Here is a 15,727-nt window from a genome sequence, read left to right as displayed (position 1 = left end):
TGTAACGTATTCTTGACGAATAATCCGCCGCCAGTGTCGATTTTTTCGCGCAGCGGCCTAATAAGAAGCCTGATCAGAGCCCAGTCATGCGTATCAAAGTCCACTGCCAGAACCGAATTGGCATCCTGCGCGACATCCTCAACCTGCTGGTCGAATACGGCATCAACGTTGCCCGTGGCGAGGTCGGTGGCGAGCAGGGCAACGCCATCTACCTGCACTGCCCGAACCTGATCAACCTGCAGTTCCAATCGTTGCGGCCCAAGTTCGAGGCGATTTCCGGGGTGTTCGGGGTCAAGCGTGTCGGTCTGATGCCCAGTGAGCGCCGCCATCTGGAACTGAATGCGCTGCTCGGCGCGCTGGATTTCCCGGTGTTGTCGATCGACATGGGCGGCAGCATCGTTGCGGCCAACCGCAGCGCGGCGCAGCTGCTTGGTGTGCGGGTGGATGAGGTGCCGGGGATTCCGCTGTCGCGTTATGCCGAGGATTTCGATCTGCCCGAGCTGGTGCGTGCCAACAAGTCGCGGATCAATGGCCTGCGGGTGAAAGTGAAGGGCGATGTATTTCTCGCCGATATCGCGCCGCTGCAAACCGAGCATGAAGAGAGTGATGCCATGGCCGGCGCGGTGTTGACCCTGCACCGCGCGGATCGTGTGGGCGAACGCATCTATAACGTACGCAAGCAGGAGCTGCGCGGCTTCGATTCGATCTTCCAGAGCTCCAAGGTGATGGCCGCCGTGGTGCGCGAAGCGCGACGCATGGCACCCCTGGATGCGCCATTGCTGATCGAAGGCGAAACTGGCACCGGTAAGGAGTTGCTGGCGCGCGCCTGTCACCTGGCCAGCCCGCGCGGGCAGTCGCCGTTTATGGCGCTGAACTGCGCCGGCTTGCCGGAATCCATGGCCGAGACTGAACTGTTTGGCTACGGTCCCGGTGCTTTCGAGGGTGCGCGGCCGGAAGGCAAGCTTGGCCTGCTGGAGCTGACCGCAGGCGGCACGCTGTTTCTCGATGGCGTCGGCGAGATGAGCCCGCGTTTGCAGGCCAAGCTGTTGCGCTTTCTGCAGGACGGCTGCTTCCGTCGGGTCGGCAGTGACGAGGAGGTTTACCTGGACGTGCGGGTGATCTGCGCCACCCAGGTCGATTTGTCCGAGCTGTGTGCCAAGGGCGAGTTCCGTCAGGATCTGTACCACCGCCTCAATGTACTCAGCCTGCATATCCCGCCGCTGCGCGAATGCCTGGATGGCCTGCCGCCGCTGGTGGAGCATTTTCTCGATCAGGCCAGCCGGCAGATTGGTTGCCCGCTGCCCAAACTCGCGCCGCAGGTGCTGGACAAGCTCGGCCACTACCACTGGCCGGGCAACGTGCGCCAGTTAGAAAACGTGCTGTTTCAGGCCGTTTCGCTGTGCGATGGCGGGGTGGTCAAAGGCGAACATATCCGCCTGCCGGACTACGGCGCGCCGCAGCCGTTGGGCGAGTTCTCGGTAGAGGGCGGGCTGGATGAAATCCTCGGGCGTTTCGAGAAAGCCGTGCTGGAGCGGCTGTTTCATGATCACCCCAGCAGTCGTCAGCTGGGCAAACGCCTGGGTGTGTCGCACACCACTATCGCCAACAAGCTACGCCAACATGGCCTTGGGAAGGAGTAGGGCGCGAGCCTCGAAGGCCGTAGGGTTTAGCGCTAGAGTGTGCTGAATCAGCCCATGATCTGATGGCCCAGCAGCAAGGATTGCCATGCCCAACATAAACCGCAGCGATGCCCAGCAACGTGCCGATGACATCGGCGTTTTCAACCGCGAATTGGCGCGCCTTGAGGCCGAGCAGGTGCTGAGCCTGAGTGACAGCCAGCGCGCCAGTCTGTATGGCTATCAGCAGCAATTGCTTAACCGCTATCTGGCGGCCTTTGATATTGATCACGATATTCAGGCCCGGCAATTGTCGCTGGGGATGCGCATTGCCTCGTTCCTGGGCGCGCTGGCGTTGGCCGCCAGTGTGTTTTTTCTGTTCTATCAGTTCTGGGGATTGTTCGGCACCCGGAGCCAGGTGACGATTCTGCTGAGCGCGAGCCTCGCCTCGTTCGGTTTGACGCTATGGGTTCAGCGCCTCGATAGCTCGGGCTACTTCAGCAAGCTGGCGGCGCTGGTGGCCTTTACCTGTTTTGTGCTGAACATCGTCATGCTTGGGCAGATATTCAATATCACCCCATCAAACAACGCCTTGCTGCCCTGGGCGCTCTACGCGCTGCTGCTGGCTTATGCCTGCGGCGCACGCCTGCTACTGGCTGCGGGGCTCAGCTGTTTGCTGGCCTTTATGGCGGCGCGCATCGGTAGCTGGGATGGCATCTACTGGCTGGGGTTTGCTCAGCGGCCTGAGAATTTCATCCCTGCAGCGCTGCTGATTTTCGTGCTACCGCTGCTGGTTGATCAGCGTCGTTTTGCTGGCTTTGCTGTGATCTACCGGGTATTTGGCTTGCTCGGGGTATTTCTGCCGGTACTGGTGCTCGCGTATTGGGGCGAGGCCAGTTACCTGAACTGGCCGGTGGAAATGATCGAAACGGTTTACCAGTCGGCCGGCTTTATCCTGGCGGCGCTGGTGATCTGGCTGGGCGTGCGTCGTGACTGGGCGGAGGTGGTGAACACCGGGCTGAGCTTTTTTGTGATCTTCCTCTACACCAAGCTGTTCGACTGGTGGTGGGACAGCATGCCCAAGTACCTGTTCTTCCTGGTGCTGGGCCTGAGTGCGGTGCTGATTCTGCTGGTGCTGCGGCGCTTGCGCAGTCGCCATGGGCTGCTGGGAGGTGGGCAATGAAGCGTGCACAGTACCTGATTGCCGGCCTGCTGCTAATCGGCCTGGTCAATGCTGTTGTGTTGCTCGGCGCGGCCTGGAACCGCGAGGAACCGGCGGATAGCAGCCTGCAGTTGAGCGAGCGCGAGCTGGGCAATACCTACGCCTATTGGCGCAAGGACAACAGCAGCCTGACGCTACGCCTGGATTACCGCTGGCCCAGTCGCGACAGCGAAAATACCTACCTGTCGATCAGCGTCGAGAAAATGGCCGAGCTGGGGTTTGCCTTGCCTGGGGAGCTGAATGATGAAGGCGTACGCCGTTATCGCCGACAACTGGACCGCGATGCATTGCTGGTGCTGGAACTCGATGGCCCGGCCTATCAGCGCGAGGTGGCCCTGGCCCAGGCGGCTCATGCTGAAGCATTGCGCCTGGCCAGATCCGTTCCCGACAGCCAGGAGCTGCGCGAGGCGGCTGAGTATTCCGGCAAGATGCTTGAGCAAGAACAGCAGCGCGCCAGCCGCCTGCTGGTGGTAGATGTCGGGCTCGATCAGCAGGTGCTGCGCGCGCGTTATCCGGACCGCCAGCGCTACGCCATCGTGCGCGCGATAGTCGAGGCGCAGGCTAGCAGCATGGTCACACCATGGACGGGTGAAGGCGATGACCCGCGTCCGCAAGCGCAGCGCTGGGTCTGGCAGTTCGGCGGTTCGGCCGAAACCCCCGGCCTGCAAAGCCTCAATTTGCCGCTGCGCTGGCATGCAACCTTTGCCAAGCTGAAGGAATACGACGAGCGAACGGATCAGGGGCATGCCAAACGCTTTAACGCCGAACTGGCCTTTGGTCGGCGTCTGGAGCCCTGGTTTGTCGAGCTGGCAGCGCGCGAACAGGGGCTACCTACGACCAAGGTGCAATAGCTCGCGGGGCGTAGGCGGGGGAGACTGCAGATGTTCCAATCCTGCGTGGTTTGGATGCAAGCGTTTCTCCATTCCTCTCCCTGGAATGATTTGGGTGGCGACCTCTCGGGTCGCCTTTTTTTTACCCGCGAAAACCCCTAAGACTATCGTCGCAGAGCGTTAAGACCATGGTCGAATGGCCCTCCGGTAGGGGGCTGGCTACAAAATGGCACATAGAACAACAACTACCCACCGAGGTGTTTCTGATGAGTGCTGCGTCCTTGTATCCCGTGCGCCCTGAGGTGGCGGCCCAGTCGCTGACTGATGAGGCTACCTATAAAGCCATGTACCAGCAGTCGGTGATCAACCCCGACGGGTTCTGGCGTGAGCAGGCCAAGCGCATCGACTGGATCAAGCCGTTCACCAAGGTCAAACAGACTTCTTTCGACGATCACCACGTCGACATCAAGTGGTTCGCCGATGGCACCCTCAACGTGTCCTATAACTGCCTGGACCGTCACCTGGCAGAGCGTGGCGATCAGGTGGCAATCATCTGGGAAGGTGACGACCCGTCCGAGCATGAGGAAATCACCTACCGCCAGCTGCACGAGCAGGTGTGCAAGTTCGCCAATGCCCTGCGCGGGCAGGACGTGCACCGTGGCGATGTGGTGACCATCTATATGCCGATGATCCCGCAGGCGGTGGTGGCGATGCTCGCCTGTACCCGTATCGGCGCGATCCATTCGGTGGTGTTCGGCGGCTTCTCTCCTGAGGCCCTAGCCGGGCGCATCATCGACTGCCAATCCAAGGTGGTGATCACCGCTGACGAAGGCCTGCGCGGCGGCAAGAAAACCCCGCTGAAAGCCAACGTTGATGACGCGCTGACCAACCCGGAAACCAGCAGTGTGCAGAAGGTCATCGTCTGCAAGCGCACTGCCAGCCCGATCAAGTGGAACCAGCACCGCGACATCTGGTACGAAGACCTGATGGCCGTGGCCTCCAGCCACTGCGCACCGAAGGAAATGGGCGCCGAGGAAGCACTGTTTATCCTCTACACCTCGGGCTCCACCGGTAAGCCGAAAGGCGTGCAGCACACCACTGGTGGCTACCTGGTGTATGCCGCACTGACCCATGAGCGGGTGTTCGACTACAAACCGGGCGATGTTTATTGGTGCACCGCCGACGTGGGTTGGGTCACTGGCCACAGCTATATCGTCTACGGCCCGCTGGCCAATGGCGCGACTACGCTGCTGTTCGAGGGTATTCCGAACTACCCGGATATCACCCGCGTGTCGAAGATCGTCGACAAGCACAAGGTCAACATCCTCTACACCGCACCGACGGCGATTCGCGCCATGATGGCCCAGGGCGATGCGGCGGTGGCCGGTGCCGATGGTTCCAGCCTGCGCCTGCTCGGCTCGGTCGGTGAGCCGATCAACCCGGAAGCCTGGAGCTGGTACTACAAGACTGTCGGTAAAGAGCGTTGCCCGATTGTTGATACCTGGTGGCAGACCGAAACCGGCGGCATTCTGATCAGCCCGCTGCCGGGCGCCACCGCACTCAAGCCAGGTTCGGCTACCCGTCCGTTCTTCGGCGTGCAGCCAGCGCTGGTGGACAACCTGGGCAACCTGATCGAGGGGGCTGCCGAAGGCAACCTGGTGATCATCGATTCCTGGCCGGGTCAGGCGCGTACTTTGTACGGCGATCACGACCGTTTCGTTGATACCTACTTCAAGACCTTCAAGGGCATGTATTTCACCGGTGACGGCGCGCGCCGCGACGAAGACGGTTACTACTGGATCACGGGGCGCGTTGATGACGTGCTCAACGTATCCGGCCACCGTATGGGCACCGCCGAGATCGAAAGCGCCATGGTCGCTCACCCGAAAGTCGCCGAGGCTGCCGTGGTTGGTGTGCCGCACGACATCAAAGGGCAGGGCATCTATGTTTACGTCACCTTGAATGGCGGCGAGCAGCCATCCGAGCAATTGCGCCAGGAGTTGAAAAACTGGGTGCGCAAGGAAATCGGTCCGATTGCCTCACCGGACGTGATTCAGTGGGCCCCAGGCCTGCCGAAAACCCGCTCGGGCAAGATCATGCGCCGTATCCTGCGCAAGATCGCAACCGCCGAATACGATGCACTCGGCGATATCTCCACGCTGGCCGATCCTGGCGTGGTGCAGCACCTTATCGACACTCACCGCGACATGCAGGCTGCCTGACTTCGGTTGAAACGCCTGTAGACAACGCCCTGTTTCGGCCACAAGCCGGGCAGGGCGTTGTGCTTTGTGGGGCGTTACCAGATTTTCATCTGGGTATTTACTCGTCACTCGGGTGTAACAGTGCGCACTTTTATGGGGTGTGTGGGAACGTTTTGCGCCAAAATAGCGCGGCGATTTTTCTGGGCCTGAAAATAGAATCGTCGCCCAATCCCCTAAAACAGTGGGCTTGTATGTTTTCGGCGCGTTAATTGCTTTATCTACTGGTTTACTGTCTTTTCTGTCTCTGCATATTTTCCAGGGGCTGTCAATATCCTCGCTATACCCGTCCGGGTCTTTTGTAATTACTTGTCGCATTGAAGAAATATCGACTTTCGAGCTGTCGCTAGAATGCCGCTCACCCGGCTGGGGCCGTCTGGCGTGCGCACAACGCGCAGCTTGGCGGTGACTCACTACAATTCATGCAAGGCTGGATGCATACCCGAACAATCTCTGCCAACCGATGCCATTCCCATTCGAAGGAGTCACAAGATGAAGAAGATTGCACTTCTCGGCGCACTGGCGCTGTCCATGCTGTCGCCGCTGGCCATGGCCGACGATGCCAAGCCTCTGCGTATCGGTATCGAAGCAGCTTACCCACCGTTCGCCTTCAAAACCCCTGAAGGTGCCATCAGCGGTTTTGACTACGACATCGGCGTCGCCCTGTGCGAAGAGATGAAAGTGGAATGCAAATGGATCGAGCAGGAATTCGACGGCCTGATCCCCGCGTTGAAAGTGCGCAAGTTCGACGCCGTACTGTCGTCGATGAGCATCACCGAAGATCGCCTGAAATCGGTTGATTTCAGCGGCAAGTACTACCAGACCCCAGGCAAGCTGGCGATGAAGGCCGGCACCGTGATCAACGACCCGCTGGTTGATCTGAAAGGCAAAAAAGTTGGCGTACAGCGCGCCTCCACCTATGACCGTTACGCCACTGACATCTTTGCTCCTGCCGGTGTCGAGATCGTGCGTTACAGCTCGCAGAACGAAGCCTTCCTCGACCTGGCTTCCGGTCGTCTGGACGCCACCTTTGCTGACGTCGTGAATATCGACGACGGCTTTATCAAGACTGACGCCGGTAAAGGCTTCGCCCTGGTAGGCCCGGACTTCAGCGACGAGAAATACATCGGCATGGGCGCCGGTATCGCTGTGCGTAAAGGCGACAAGGCCCTGGCTGACAAGATCAGCGCTGCCATCCTGGCCATCCGCGCCAACGGCAAGTACAAGGAAGTGCAGGACAAGTACTTCAATTTCAACGTCTACGGCGAGTGATTGAGTTCGCTTGACCGCTTGCACTGAAAGTGGCGCAAACGGGCTTCAACCTGATGTTTGCGCCACTTTTTTGTGATCACCAGCCCGTGCTGGTCACCCTTCAGGCCGTCGCGGAGCGACGTGAAAATTGCTCCCGGTACTATTTTTGTTGTACTCCCAGGCGCCTCGCGGCGTTTGCATGAGGTAAGCAGAGCATGCTCAACGGCTACGGCTCGACCATTCTGGAGGGTGCCTGGCTCACCCTGATTCTGGCGCTGACCTCGATGGCCGTGGCCATCGTCTTGGGTCTGCTGGGTGCGGCGTTTCGCCTGTCGCCGATCAAGTGGCTGGCGCTGCTGGGTGAAACCTACGCCACGGTAATCCGCGGGATTCCCGATCTGGTGCTGATCCTGCTGATCTTCTACGGCGGCCAGGACATGGTGAACCGTATCGCGCCGCTGCTCGGCTACGACGACTACATCGATATCAATCCCTTTATTGCCGGCGTGTTCACCATGGGTTTTATCTTTGGTGCTTACCTGTCGGAGACCTTCCGTGGCGCCTTTATGGCCATCCCCAAAGGTCAGGCCGAAGCCGGTGCGGCTTACGGCATGAACGGTATGCAGGTGTTCTTCCGCATCCTGGTGCCACAGATGATTCGCTTCGCCATTCCTGGCTTCACCAACAACTGGTTGGTACTGACCAAAGCCACCGCGCTGATTTCCGTGGTGGGGCTGCAGGACATGATGTTCAAGGCGAAAAGCGCCGCTGATGCCACCCGCGAGCCGTTCACCTTCTACCTGGCCGTGGCGGCCCTGTACCTGGTGCTGACCAGCGTGTCGCTGCTGGCTTTGCGTTACCTGGAAAAACGTTACTCGGTCGGCATCAAAGCCGCTGATCTGTAAGCGGGGAGCGCAGCGATGATCTTTGACTACAACGTAATCCTGGAAAACCTGCCGCTGTACTTTGGTGGCGTGCTGGTGACCCTGAAAATTCTGCTGATTTCCCTGGCCTGTGGCCTGGCCCTGGCCATTCCTCTGGGCCTGATGCGCGTGTCCAAATCGGCGCTGGTCAACTTCCCGGCCTGGCTCTACACCTATGTGATTCGCGGCACGCCGATGCTGGTGCAGCTGTTTCTCATCTATTACGGCCTGGCGCAGTTCGAGGTCGTGCGTGAGAGTGCGCTGTGGCCGTACTTCTCCAGTGCCACCTTCTGTGCCTGCCTGGCGTTTGCCATCAACACCAGTGCCTACAGCGCGGAGATTCTCGCCGGCAGCCTTAAGGCCACACCGCATGGTGAAATCGAAGCCGCCAAGGCCATGGGCATGTCGCGCTTCAAGCTGTACCGCCGCATCCTCCTGCCGTCGGCCCTGCGCCGCGCACTACCGCAGTACAGCAACGAAGTAATCATGATGCTGCACACCACCTCGCTGGCCTCGATCGTCACCCTGATCGACATCACCGGCGCGGCGCGCACCGTTAGTTCGCAGTACTACCTGCCGTTCGAGGCGTTTATCACGGCCGGCCTGTTCTACCTGTGCCTGACCTTTATCCTCGTACGCCTGTTCAAGCTGGCCGAACGCCGCTGGCTGGCCTACCTGGCCCCGCGCAAGGCCTGAGGAACAGAGCATGCAGCGTATTGATCATCCATTGCCCTGGGGCTGCCCTGGCACTGAACGCCGCTTGAGCGTGTTCCGTTTCGGCCATGGCCCGTGCAAGGCCTATATCCAGGCCTCGCTGCATGCCGATGAGCTGCCAGGCATGCGCGTGGCGGTGGAGCTCAAGCGCCGTTTGCGTGAGTTGGAAGCCCAGGGGCGGCTGACCGGGGTGATCGAACTGGTACCGGTGGCCAACCCGATTGGTCTGGGGCAGATGTTCCAGGCCAGCCATCAGGGCCGCTTCGAACTGGGCAGCGGGAAGAACTTCAACCGCGACTTCCCTGACCTGGCGGCCGCCATTGCACCGGCATTGCACGGTTGTCTGGGACAGGACGGGCCGAGCAATGTACGGATGATTCGCACGGCCATGCTCGCTGCACTGGACGCCTTGCCTCCTGCAGGATCTGAGCTGCAAGGCATGCAGCGCCTATTGCTGAAACATGCCTGCGATGCCGATGTGGTGCTCGACCTGCACTGTGATTTCGATGCTGCCGTGCACCTCTACCTGTTGCCGCAGCAATGGCCACAGCTGCGCACCCTGGCCGCTCGCTTGCAGGCCGGTGCGGCGCTGACCGTCGAGGACTCCGGCGGCAATTCCTTTGATGAGGCCTGCGCCTTGCCCTGGGTCAATCTGGCCCGGCAGTTTCCTCAGGCAGTGGTGCCAATGGCCAGCCTGGCGGTGACTGTCGAGCTGGGCGGCATGGCCGATACCGGTAAACCGCAGGCCGAGGCCAGCGCCGAAAGCATTCTGGCGTTCCTTGCCGAACAGGGCCTGATCGCCGGTGACTGGCCGGCCGCGCCCGCGGAAAGCTGTGAGGCCACGCCCTTTGCCGGTGCGCAGTATGTGTATGCGCCACATGCCGGGGTGGTGAGTTTTCTGCAACCGGTGGGCGCGCGGGTTAAGGCCGGTGATCCCCTGTTTGAGGTGATCGATCCGTTGGACGATCGCCACACCACTGTCTGCGCTGCCACAGACGGTGTGCTCTATGCGCGCGAACGGTTGCGTTTTGCCCAGCCCGGTTTGTGGTTGGCCAAGGTGGCCGGTCGTACCCCTATTCGCCAGGGTCGCTTGCTCAGCGACTGATTCAAGAGAGTGGAAACCATGTACAAACTTGAAGTTCAGGATCTGCACAAGCGCTACGGCAGCCACGAAGTATTGAAAGGCGTGTCACTGGCGGCCAAGGCCGGCGATGTGATCAGCATTATTGGCTCCAGTGGTTCCGGTAAAAGTACCTTCCTGCGTTGCATCAACCTGCTGGAGCAACCGCACGGCGGCAAGATTCTGCTCAACAACGAAGAGCTGAAACTGGTGGCCAACAAGGACAGTGGCCTGAAAGCCGCTGATCCCAAGCAGCTTCAGCGCATGCGTTCGCGCTTGTCGATGGTGTTTCAGCACTTCAACCTGTGGTCGCACATGAGCGTGTTGGAAAACGTCATGGAAGCTCCGGTCCACGTGCTCGGTATGAGTAAGAAGGACGCCCTGGAAAAAGCCGAGTACTACCTGAACAAGGTTGGCGTGGCCCATCGTAAAGATGCCTACCCGGCACATATGAGCGGCGGCGAGCAGCAGCGTGTGGCGATTGCCCGTGCCCTGGCCATGGAGCCTGAGGTGATGCTGTTTGATGAGCCGACTTCGGCGCTGGACCCGGAGCTGGTGGGTGAAGTGTTGAAGGTTATGCAGGATCTGGCGCAGGAAGGCCGCACCATGGTCGTGGTGACCCACGAAATGGGCTTTGCCCGTGAAGTGTCCAACCAGTTGGTGTTCCTCCACAAAGGCGTGGTGGAAGAGCGTGGCTGCCCGAAAGAAGTGCTGGCCAATCCACAATCCGAACGTCTGCAGCAGTTCCTTTCTGGCAGTCTCAAATAACCCACAGCAACATCTGCACGCATCCGAGCTATGCCCATAATCGCCAACAGAGCCTAAACTGCCCCCCATGAATGCCCACCGAATTGGCTTCCTGCTTTGGCCCAACACCAAGCCCCTGACCCTGGCCTTGGCGGAAGAAGCGCTGCGCGTTGCCCAGCGCGTGCACCCCGAGGTGGTCTACGAGCTGCTGTTTCTGCAGGCTGAAGCACCGCTGGACGGCGCATGGCGGCTGCCGGGGGAATCCTGGGTGGGCAAGCTGGAAGGCTGCCAGAAGCTCTTTCTGCTCGCCGATGAGCCACCAGGGCCGATGCCTGCCGCGCTCTCCGCCGCGCTCAAGCAACTGGTTCGCAGCGGCTGCGTGATCGGCGCGATTGCCGCCGGGGTCTACCCGCTGGCACAGCTGGGTTTGCTCGATGGCTACCGCGCCTCGGTGCACTGGCGCTGGCAGGATGACTTCAGTGAGCGATTCCCCAAGGTAATTGCCACCAGTCATCTATTCGACTGGGACCGTGATCGCCTGACCGCCTGTGGCGGCCTGGCTGTGCTTGATCTGCTGCTGGCCCTGCTGGCCCGTGATCACGGTGCGGAGCTGGCCGGTGCGGTTTCCGAAGAGTTGGTGGTTGAACGCATCCGTGAAGGCGGCGAGCGCCAGCGCATTCCGCTGCAGAACCGTCTGGGCTCCAGCCACCCCAAGCTGACCCAGGCCGTGTTGCTGATGGAAGCCAATATCGAAGAGCCGCTGACCACCGACGAAATTGCCCAGCACGTCTGCGTGTCGCGGCGTCAGCTGGAACGCATCTTCAAGCAGTACCTCAACCGCGTGCCCAGCCAGTACTACCTGGAACTGCGCCTGAACAAAGCGCGCCAGTTGCTGATGCAAACCAGCAAATCGATCATCCAGATCGGCCTGTCCTGCGGCTTCTCCTCAGGCCCTCATTTCTCCAGCGCCTACCGCAACTTCTTCGGCGCCACGCCGCGTGAAGACCGTAACCAGCGCCGCAGCAACAGCCCATTCGAGCTGACGTCGACGCCCATCGAGCGCGGCTGATTTTTCCCTCAGGGCATCTTTTCTCGACGTACCTTGTCTTGGCTGGCCGGCGGCAGTGGCGTGCAGTCGGCCGCGGCTTTGCGCAGCAGGCGTTGCGTGGCGCTGACCAGCCAGCAGGTGAGGATAAACGGCATGGTCAGCGCTGGTAGACCCAGGGCGCTGAAGCCGGGTTGCAGCACCAGCGCCAGGGCGATACCCAGGGCTGGCAGCCAAATGCGGCGATGCACCTGACTGAGGGCGATAGCCGCCAGCGCGGCGTTATAGCCATACAGACCGGTCAGCGCACTGTGTTGCGGTAGCCCTTGATACAGTGCCAGCGCCAAGCCGCCCGTTGAGCCGAGCAGCGCCCAGCAGGCGGCGCGTCGATCCGCCAGAAGCAGACCCAGCAGCAGGCAGACGCCGGCCAATGGTTGATCGAGAAAAATCACCTGGCCCAAGCCGCGCGCCATGGCAATCAGGCTGGCCCACCAGTCCAGTGCTTGTGCAGCACTGGGTACGGGCTGCGTCAGCTCAAGCTGCAGAACCGGGGCCAGCCACAGCAGCAGCCAGCTCAGGCCGACAAAGGGAAAGGTGAAGGCCGGCAGCCACTGACGTTCGCGCATACAGCGCATCCATACGCTCAGCAGCAGGCTGGAGGCTCCGGCACTGACGATGATCAACAGCGGTAACAGCGCTGACCAGGCGAACTGTAGGCTGATCAGCATACCCAGCAGCACGCCGTTGTAACCGTACAAGCCGAGTTCGATGTCGGCTTTGGCATAACCCCGGCGCTGCGCGGTCAATGTGCTGCTCAGGCAACCGAGCAGTGCGCCGCCAAGCAGTTGCGGAGCACCGATGGCAATCGCCAGGAGCACCAGCAGGCCGCAGCCGGAGTTGGCTTGCAGAAAAATCTGACTGAAGCCGTTGAGCAGGGTGCGAAAGCCCTGCAATGCGTGGGTGGGGAGCGGTAATGGCGACATACAGACGAACCTGAGTAAACAATCACCGGGGCCGGGAATAAAAAGAGGCACCCACCGCGGGAACAGTGAGTGCCTTCAAACTGGCAAAGCCAGCGTGGGAGTGGTGCGCTGCGGCGGTGCTGGGGTCTGTCGCAGCGCTTTTGATCAATGCAGGATTTCAATCCGCAGGCTGTTGGTGCTGCCAGGCTGGCCGAATGGCTCGCCAGCGGTAATCACCACGGTGTCACCAGTGTTGGCCAACCCAGCCGAGCGGGCGGTTTCCAGGGCCGTGCGGGTGACTTCCTCGACCTTGCTCAGGCGTGCATTGACCACCGAATACACACCCCAGGCCACACTCAGGCGGCGAGCGGTATCGAGGTTCGGGGTCAGACTGAGGATTGGTGCTTTCGGCCGCTCGCGTGAGGCGCGCAGGCTGGAGTTGCCCGACTCGGTGTAGTTCACCAGTGTGGCGACCGGCAGGATGCTGCTGATGCGGCGGATCGCGCAGCTGATCGCGTCAGACGCGGTGGCTTCTGCCTGCGGGCGGCTGACATCCAGCTGAGCCTGGAAGTCCGGGCCGTTTTCCACCTGGCGGATGATCTTGCTCATCATCTGCACGGCTTCCTGCGGGTAATCACCGGAAGCGGTTTCCGCCGAGAGCATCACCGCATCGGCGCCTTCGGCCACAGCGTTGGCCACGTCAGTGACCTCGGCGCGGGTTGGCGCAGGGGAGAAACGCATGGATTCGAGCATCTGCGTGGCCACCACCACCGGCCGGCCGAGCTGACGGCAGGTGCGGATGATGTCCTTCTGGATGCGCGGTACGTTTTCCGCCGGTACTTCCACGCCCAGGTCACCACGGGCGACCATGATTGCGTCGCACAGCTTGGCGATTTCTTCCAGGTGAATCACCGCCGAGGGCTTCTCGATCTTGGCCATCAGCGCGGCCTTGCCCTGAATCAATTCGCGGGCTTCGATGATGTCTTCCGGGCGTTGCACGAACGACAGCGCCACCCAGTCCACACCTAGTTCCAGGCCGAAGCTCAGGTCGCGGCGATCTTTCTCGGTCAGCGGGCTGAGTTGCAGCACCGCTTCCGGCACGTTGACGCCCTTGCGGTCGGACAGCTCGCCACCGGCGATCACTTCGGTGATCACTGCATCGCTGTGCTTGGCAGTAACTTGCAGGCGCAGGCGGCCATCGTCGAGCAGCAGGCTCATGCCTGGTTGCAGCGCTTCGATGATTTCCGGGTGCGGCAGGTTGACCCGGTTGACGTCACCCGGCGTGCTGTCCAGATCCAGACGCAGGGTCTGGCCACGTTGCAGGTTGACCTTGCCCTCGGCAAAGCGGCCAACGCGCAGCTTCGGCCCTTGCAGGTCCATGAGGATGCCGATCGGGGTATTCAGCTGTTGTTCGACTTCACGCACCCAGTTGTAACGCTGGGCGTGGTCGGCGTGTTCGCCGTGGCTGAAATTGAGGCGGAACAGGTTGACCCCGTTTTCGACCAGCTGGCGGATGTCGTCGATGGTTTTGATCGCTGGGCCAAGGGTGGCGAGGATTTTTACTTTCTTGTCGGCGTTCATTGGGCAGGGTTCTCAAGAATGAGGATGGCGCGAAAATCGTTGACGTTGGTACGCGTCGGCCCGGTAACGATCAGTTGATCGAGGGCGGCGAAGTAGCCGTAGCCGTTGTTGTTATCCAGCTCATCGCTGCTGCTCAGGCCCAGATCATGGGCGCGGGCATAGCTGTCGGGGGTCATGATGGCCCCGGCGTTGTCTTCCGAACCGTCAATGCCATCGGTGTCGCCAGCCAGGGCGTAGACGCCAGGCAGGCCCTTGAGGCTGTCAGTCAGGCTCAGGAGAAATTCGGCGTTGCGCCCGCCACGGCCATTGCCGCGCACGGTCACGGTGGTTTCACCGCCGGAGAGAATCACGCAGGGTGCCTTGATCGGCTGGCCATGCAGGCGCACCTGTTTGGCAATGCCGGCATGTACCTTGGCCACTTCCCGCGATTCGCCCTCCAGATCACCGAGGATGAGCACCGGGAGGCCTGCTGCGCGGGCTTTGGCCGCTGCGGCGTCGAGGGATTGCTGCGGACGGGCGATCAGCTGGAAGTGGCTGCGGGCCAGGCACGGGTCGCCTGGTTTGACGGTTTCCGAGGCCGGGTTCTGCAGCCAGGCGCGCACGTTGGCCGGGATTTCGATGCTGTAGCGGGCGAGGATTGCCAGTGCCTCGGCCGAAGTGGTCGGGTCGGCCACGGTCGGGCCGGAGGCGATCACCGTGGCTTCATCGCCCGGTACATCGGAAATCGCATAGGTGTAGACGCTGGCCGGCCAGCTGGCTTTGGCCAGGCGGCCGCCTTTGATGGCGGAAAGGTGCTTGCGCACGCAGTTCATTTCGCCAATCGAGGCGCCGGATTTCAGCAGCGCCTTGTTGACCGCTTGTTTGTCTTTCAGGCTGATGCCGGCAGCGGGCAGGGCGAGCAGGGACGAGCCACCACCGGACAGCAGAAAGATCACCTTGTCGGCTTCGCTGAGGTTGCTCACCAGTTCCAGTACGCGGCGCGCTACGCGCTCGCCGGCATCATCCGGAACCGGGTGGGCGGCTTCCACCACTTCGATCTTCCGGCAGTTGGCGCCGTGTTCATAGCGGGTGACCACCAGGCCAGAGACTTCACCTTGCCATTCCTGCTCGATCACTTCGGCCATGGCCGCAGCGGCTTTACCTGCGCCGATCACGATAACGCGGCCGCTGCGGTCTTCCGGCAGGTAATCAGCCAGCACTTGGCGCGGGTGAGCGGCGTCGATGGCGCTGGCGAACAGCTCGCGCAGCAGGGACGTTGGATTGAAAGACGGATCGATGGACATGGCGATCTCTCTTGATAGGGCCGGAGCCACTTTTTATTACTGAAGCACGTTCGATTCTAGTGCGCAGCGCCCTGGGCCAAGGCGCTGCGCACTAGAATCGACCCACCCGGCAGGCAGGCCGTGACACCGCCTGCCGGACAGATCGAAAGGGTTGTTTCAGGGCGGCTGACCCCGC

13 protein-coding genes are annotated in these 15,727 nt (G+C 61.1%); 10 read left to right on the top strand and 3 right to left on the bottom strand.

Annotated features, from left to right (window positions below):
* Positions 1-86 precede the first annotated feature (86 nt).
* The 10 genes from ACOCLD_RS13400 (at position 87) to argR (ending at position 11,750) form a co-directional block, all read left to right on the top strand.
* The gene (locus ACOCLD_RS13400; RefSeq protein WP_422909516.1) at positions 87-1,640 is read left to right on the top strand and encodes a sigma-54-dependent transcriptional regulator; all 1,554 of its coding nucleotides are present in this window, start codon (positions 87-89) and stop codon (positions 1,638-1,640) included.
* 85 nt (positions 1,641-1,725) lie between these two features.
* Positions 1,726-2,799, top strand: a complete 1,074-nt coding sequence (locus ACOCLD_RS13395; RefSeq protein WP_422909515.1) for a DUF2157 domain-containing protein — start codon at positions 1,726-1,728, stop codon at positions 2,797-2,799.
* Complete coding sequence (locus ACOCLD_RS13390; RefSeq protein WP_422909514.1) at positions 2,796-3,689, top strand: DUF4824 family protein; 894 nt, start codon at positions 2,796-2,798, stop codon at positions 3,687-3,689. Before ACOCLD_RS13395 ends, ACOCLD_RS13390 begins: the two co-directional genes overlap by 4 nt.
* A gap of 245 nt (positions 3,690-3,934) precedes the next feature.
* Positions 3,935-5,890 (top strand): acetate--CoA ligase, encoded by a 1,956-nt coding sequence (gene acs / locus ACOCLD_RS13385; protein WP_257778353.1) that lies wholly within the window; start codon positions 3,935-3,937, stop codon positions 5,888-5,890.
* A 528-nt stretch (positions 5,891-6,418) separates the two neighbouring features.
* Positions 6,419-7,198, top strand: coding sequence for an ABC transporter substrate-binding protein (locus tag ACOCLD_RS13380; RefSeq protein WP_422909513.1), 780 nt, complete (start codon positions 6,419-6,421; stop codon positions 7,196-7,198).
* A 194-nt stretch (positions 7,199-7,392) separates the two neighbouring features.
* Positions 7,393-8,082 (top strand): ABC transporter permease, encoded by a 690-nt coding sequence (locus ACOCLD_RS13375; protein ID WP_392539841.1) that lies wholly within the window; start codon positions 7,393-7,395, stop codon positions 8,080-8,082.
* A gap of 15 nt (positions 8,083-8,097) precedes the next feature.
* Positions 8,098-8,796, top strand: a complete 699-nt coding sequence (locus tag ACOCLD_RS13370) for an ABC transporter permease (protein WP_233684992.1) — start codon at positions 8,098-8,100, stop codon at positions 8,794-8,796.
* 10 nt (positions 8,797-8,806) lie between these two features.
* A complete protein-coding gene (locus tag ACOCLD_RS13365) occupies positions 8,807-9,919 on the top strand; it encodes a succinylglutamate desuccinylase/aspartoacylase family protein (RefSeq protein WP_257778355.1) in 1,113 nt (370 codons plus the stop codon).
* Between the two features lie 18 nt (positions 9,920-9,937).
* A complete protein-coding gene (locus ACOCLD_RS13360) occupies positions 9,938-10,702 on the top strand; it encodes an ABC transporter ATP-binding protein (protein WP_422909512.1) in 765 nt (254 codons plus the stop codon).
* Positions 10,703-10,769: 67 nt separating this feature from the next.
* Positions 10,770-11,750, top strand: coding sequence for a transcriptional regulator ArgR (gene argR / locus ACOCLD_RS13355; RefSeq protein ID WP_392539843.1), 981 nt, complete (start codon positions 10,770-10,772; stop codon positions 11,748-11,750).
* A gap of 8 nt (positions 11,751-11,758) precedes the next feature.
* On the opposite strand, the gene ACOCLD_RS13350 is transcribed toward argR, so the two are convergent.
* The 3 genes from ACOCLD_RS13350 to ACOCLD_RS13340 form a co-directional block, all read right to left on the bottom strand.
* Entirely contained in the window at positions 11,759-12,709 is a 951-nt protein-coding gene (locus ACOCLD_RS13350; RefSeq protein ID WP_422909511.1) for an urea transporter, read from the bottom strand.
* Between the two features lie 144 nt (positions 12,710-12,853).
* Complete coding sequence (pyk, locus tag ACOCLD_RS13345; RefSeq protein ID WP_422909510.1) at positions 12,854-14,269, bottom strand: pyruvate kinase; 1,416 nt, start codon at positions 14,267-14,269, stop codon at positions 12,854-12,856.
* Entirely contained in the window at positions 14,266-15,552 is a 1,287-nt protein-coding gene (locus tag ACOCLD_RS13340) for a glycerate kinase type-2 family protein (protein WP_392539846.1), read from the bottom strand. The genes pyk and ACOCLD_RS13340 overlap by 4 nt, the downstream gene beginning before the upstream one ends.
* Positions 15,553-15,727 lie beyond the last annotated feature (175 nt).

Source organism: Pseudomonas cimarronensis (assembly GCF_049331905.1).
Classification (GTDB): Bacteria; Pseudomonadota; Gammaproteobacteria; order Pseudomonadales; family Pseudomonadaceae; genus Aquipseudomonas.
The sequence above is the reverse complement of the archived record's forward strand: the minus strand, read 5'-3'. Positions and strand labels throughout refer to the sequence as shown.

What these genes read in the sequence shown, in the direction of transcription:
- ACOCLD_RS13400 (WP_422909516.1), top strand. Translation starts at nt 87, where the DNA reads ATGCGTATCAAAGTCCACTGCCAGAACCGAATTGGCATCCTGCGCGAC.
- ACOCLD_RS13395 (WP_422909515.1), top strand. Translation starts at nt 1,726, where the DNA reads ATGCCCAACATAAACCGCAGCGATGCCCAGCAACGTGCCGATGACATC.
- ACOCLD_RS13390 (WP_422909514.1), top strand. Translation starts at nt 2,796, where the DNA reads ATGAAGCGTGCACAGTACCTGATTGCCGGCCTGCTGCTAATCGGCCTG.
- acs (WP_257778353.1), top strand. Translation starts at nt 3,935, where the DNA reads ATGAGTGCTGCGTCCTTGTATCCCGTGCGCCCTGAGGTGGCGGCCCAG.
- ACOCLD_RS13380 (WP_422909513.1), top strand. Translation starts at nt 6,419, where the DNA reads ATGAAGAAGATTGCACTTCTCGGCGCACTGGCGCTGTCCATGCTGTCG.
- ACOCLD_RS13375 (WP_392539841.1), top strand. Translation starts at nt 7,393, where the DNA reads ATGCTCAACGGCTACGGCTCGACCATTCTGGAGGGTGCCTGGCTCACC.
- ACOCLD_RS13370 (WP_233684992.1), top strand. Translation starts at nt 8,098, where the DNA reads ATGATCTTTGACTACAACGTAATCCTGGAAAACCTGCCGCTGTACTTT.
- ACOCLD_RS13365 (WP_257778355.1), top strand. Translation starts at nt 8,807, where the DNA reads ATGCAGCGTATTGATCATCCATTGCCCTGGGGCTGCCCTGGCACTGAA.
- ACOCLD_RS13360 (WP_422909512.1), top strand. Translation starts at nt 9,938, where the DNA reads ATGTACAAACTTGAAGTTCAGGATCTGCACAAGCGCTACGGCAGCCAC.
- argR (WP_392539843.1), top strand. Translation starts at nt 10,770, where the DNA reads ATGAATGCCCACCGAATTGGCTTCCTGCTTTGGCCCAACACCAAGCCC.
- ACOCLD_RS13350 (WP_422909511.1), bottom strand. Translation starts at nt 12,709, where the DNA reads ATGTCGCCATTACCGCTCCCCACCCACGCATTGCAGGGCTTTCGCACC.
- pyk (WP_422909510.1), bottom strand. Translation starts at nt 14,269, where the DNA reads ATGAACGCCGACAAGAAAGTAAAAATCCTCGCCACCCTTGGCCCAGCG.
- ACOCLD_RS13340 (WP_392539846.1), bottom strand. Translation starts at nt 15,552, where the DNA reads ATGTCCATCGATCCGTCTTTCAATCCAACGTCCCTGCTGCGCGAGCTG.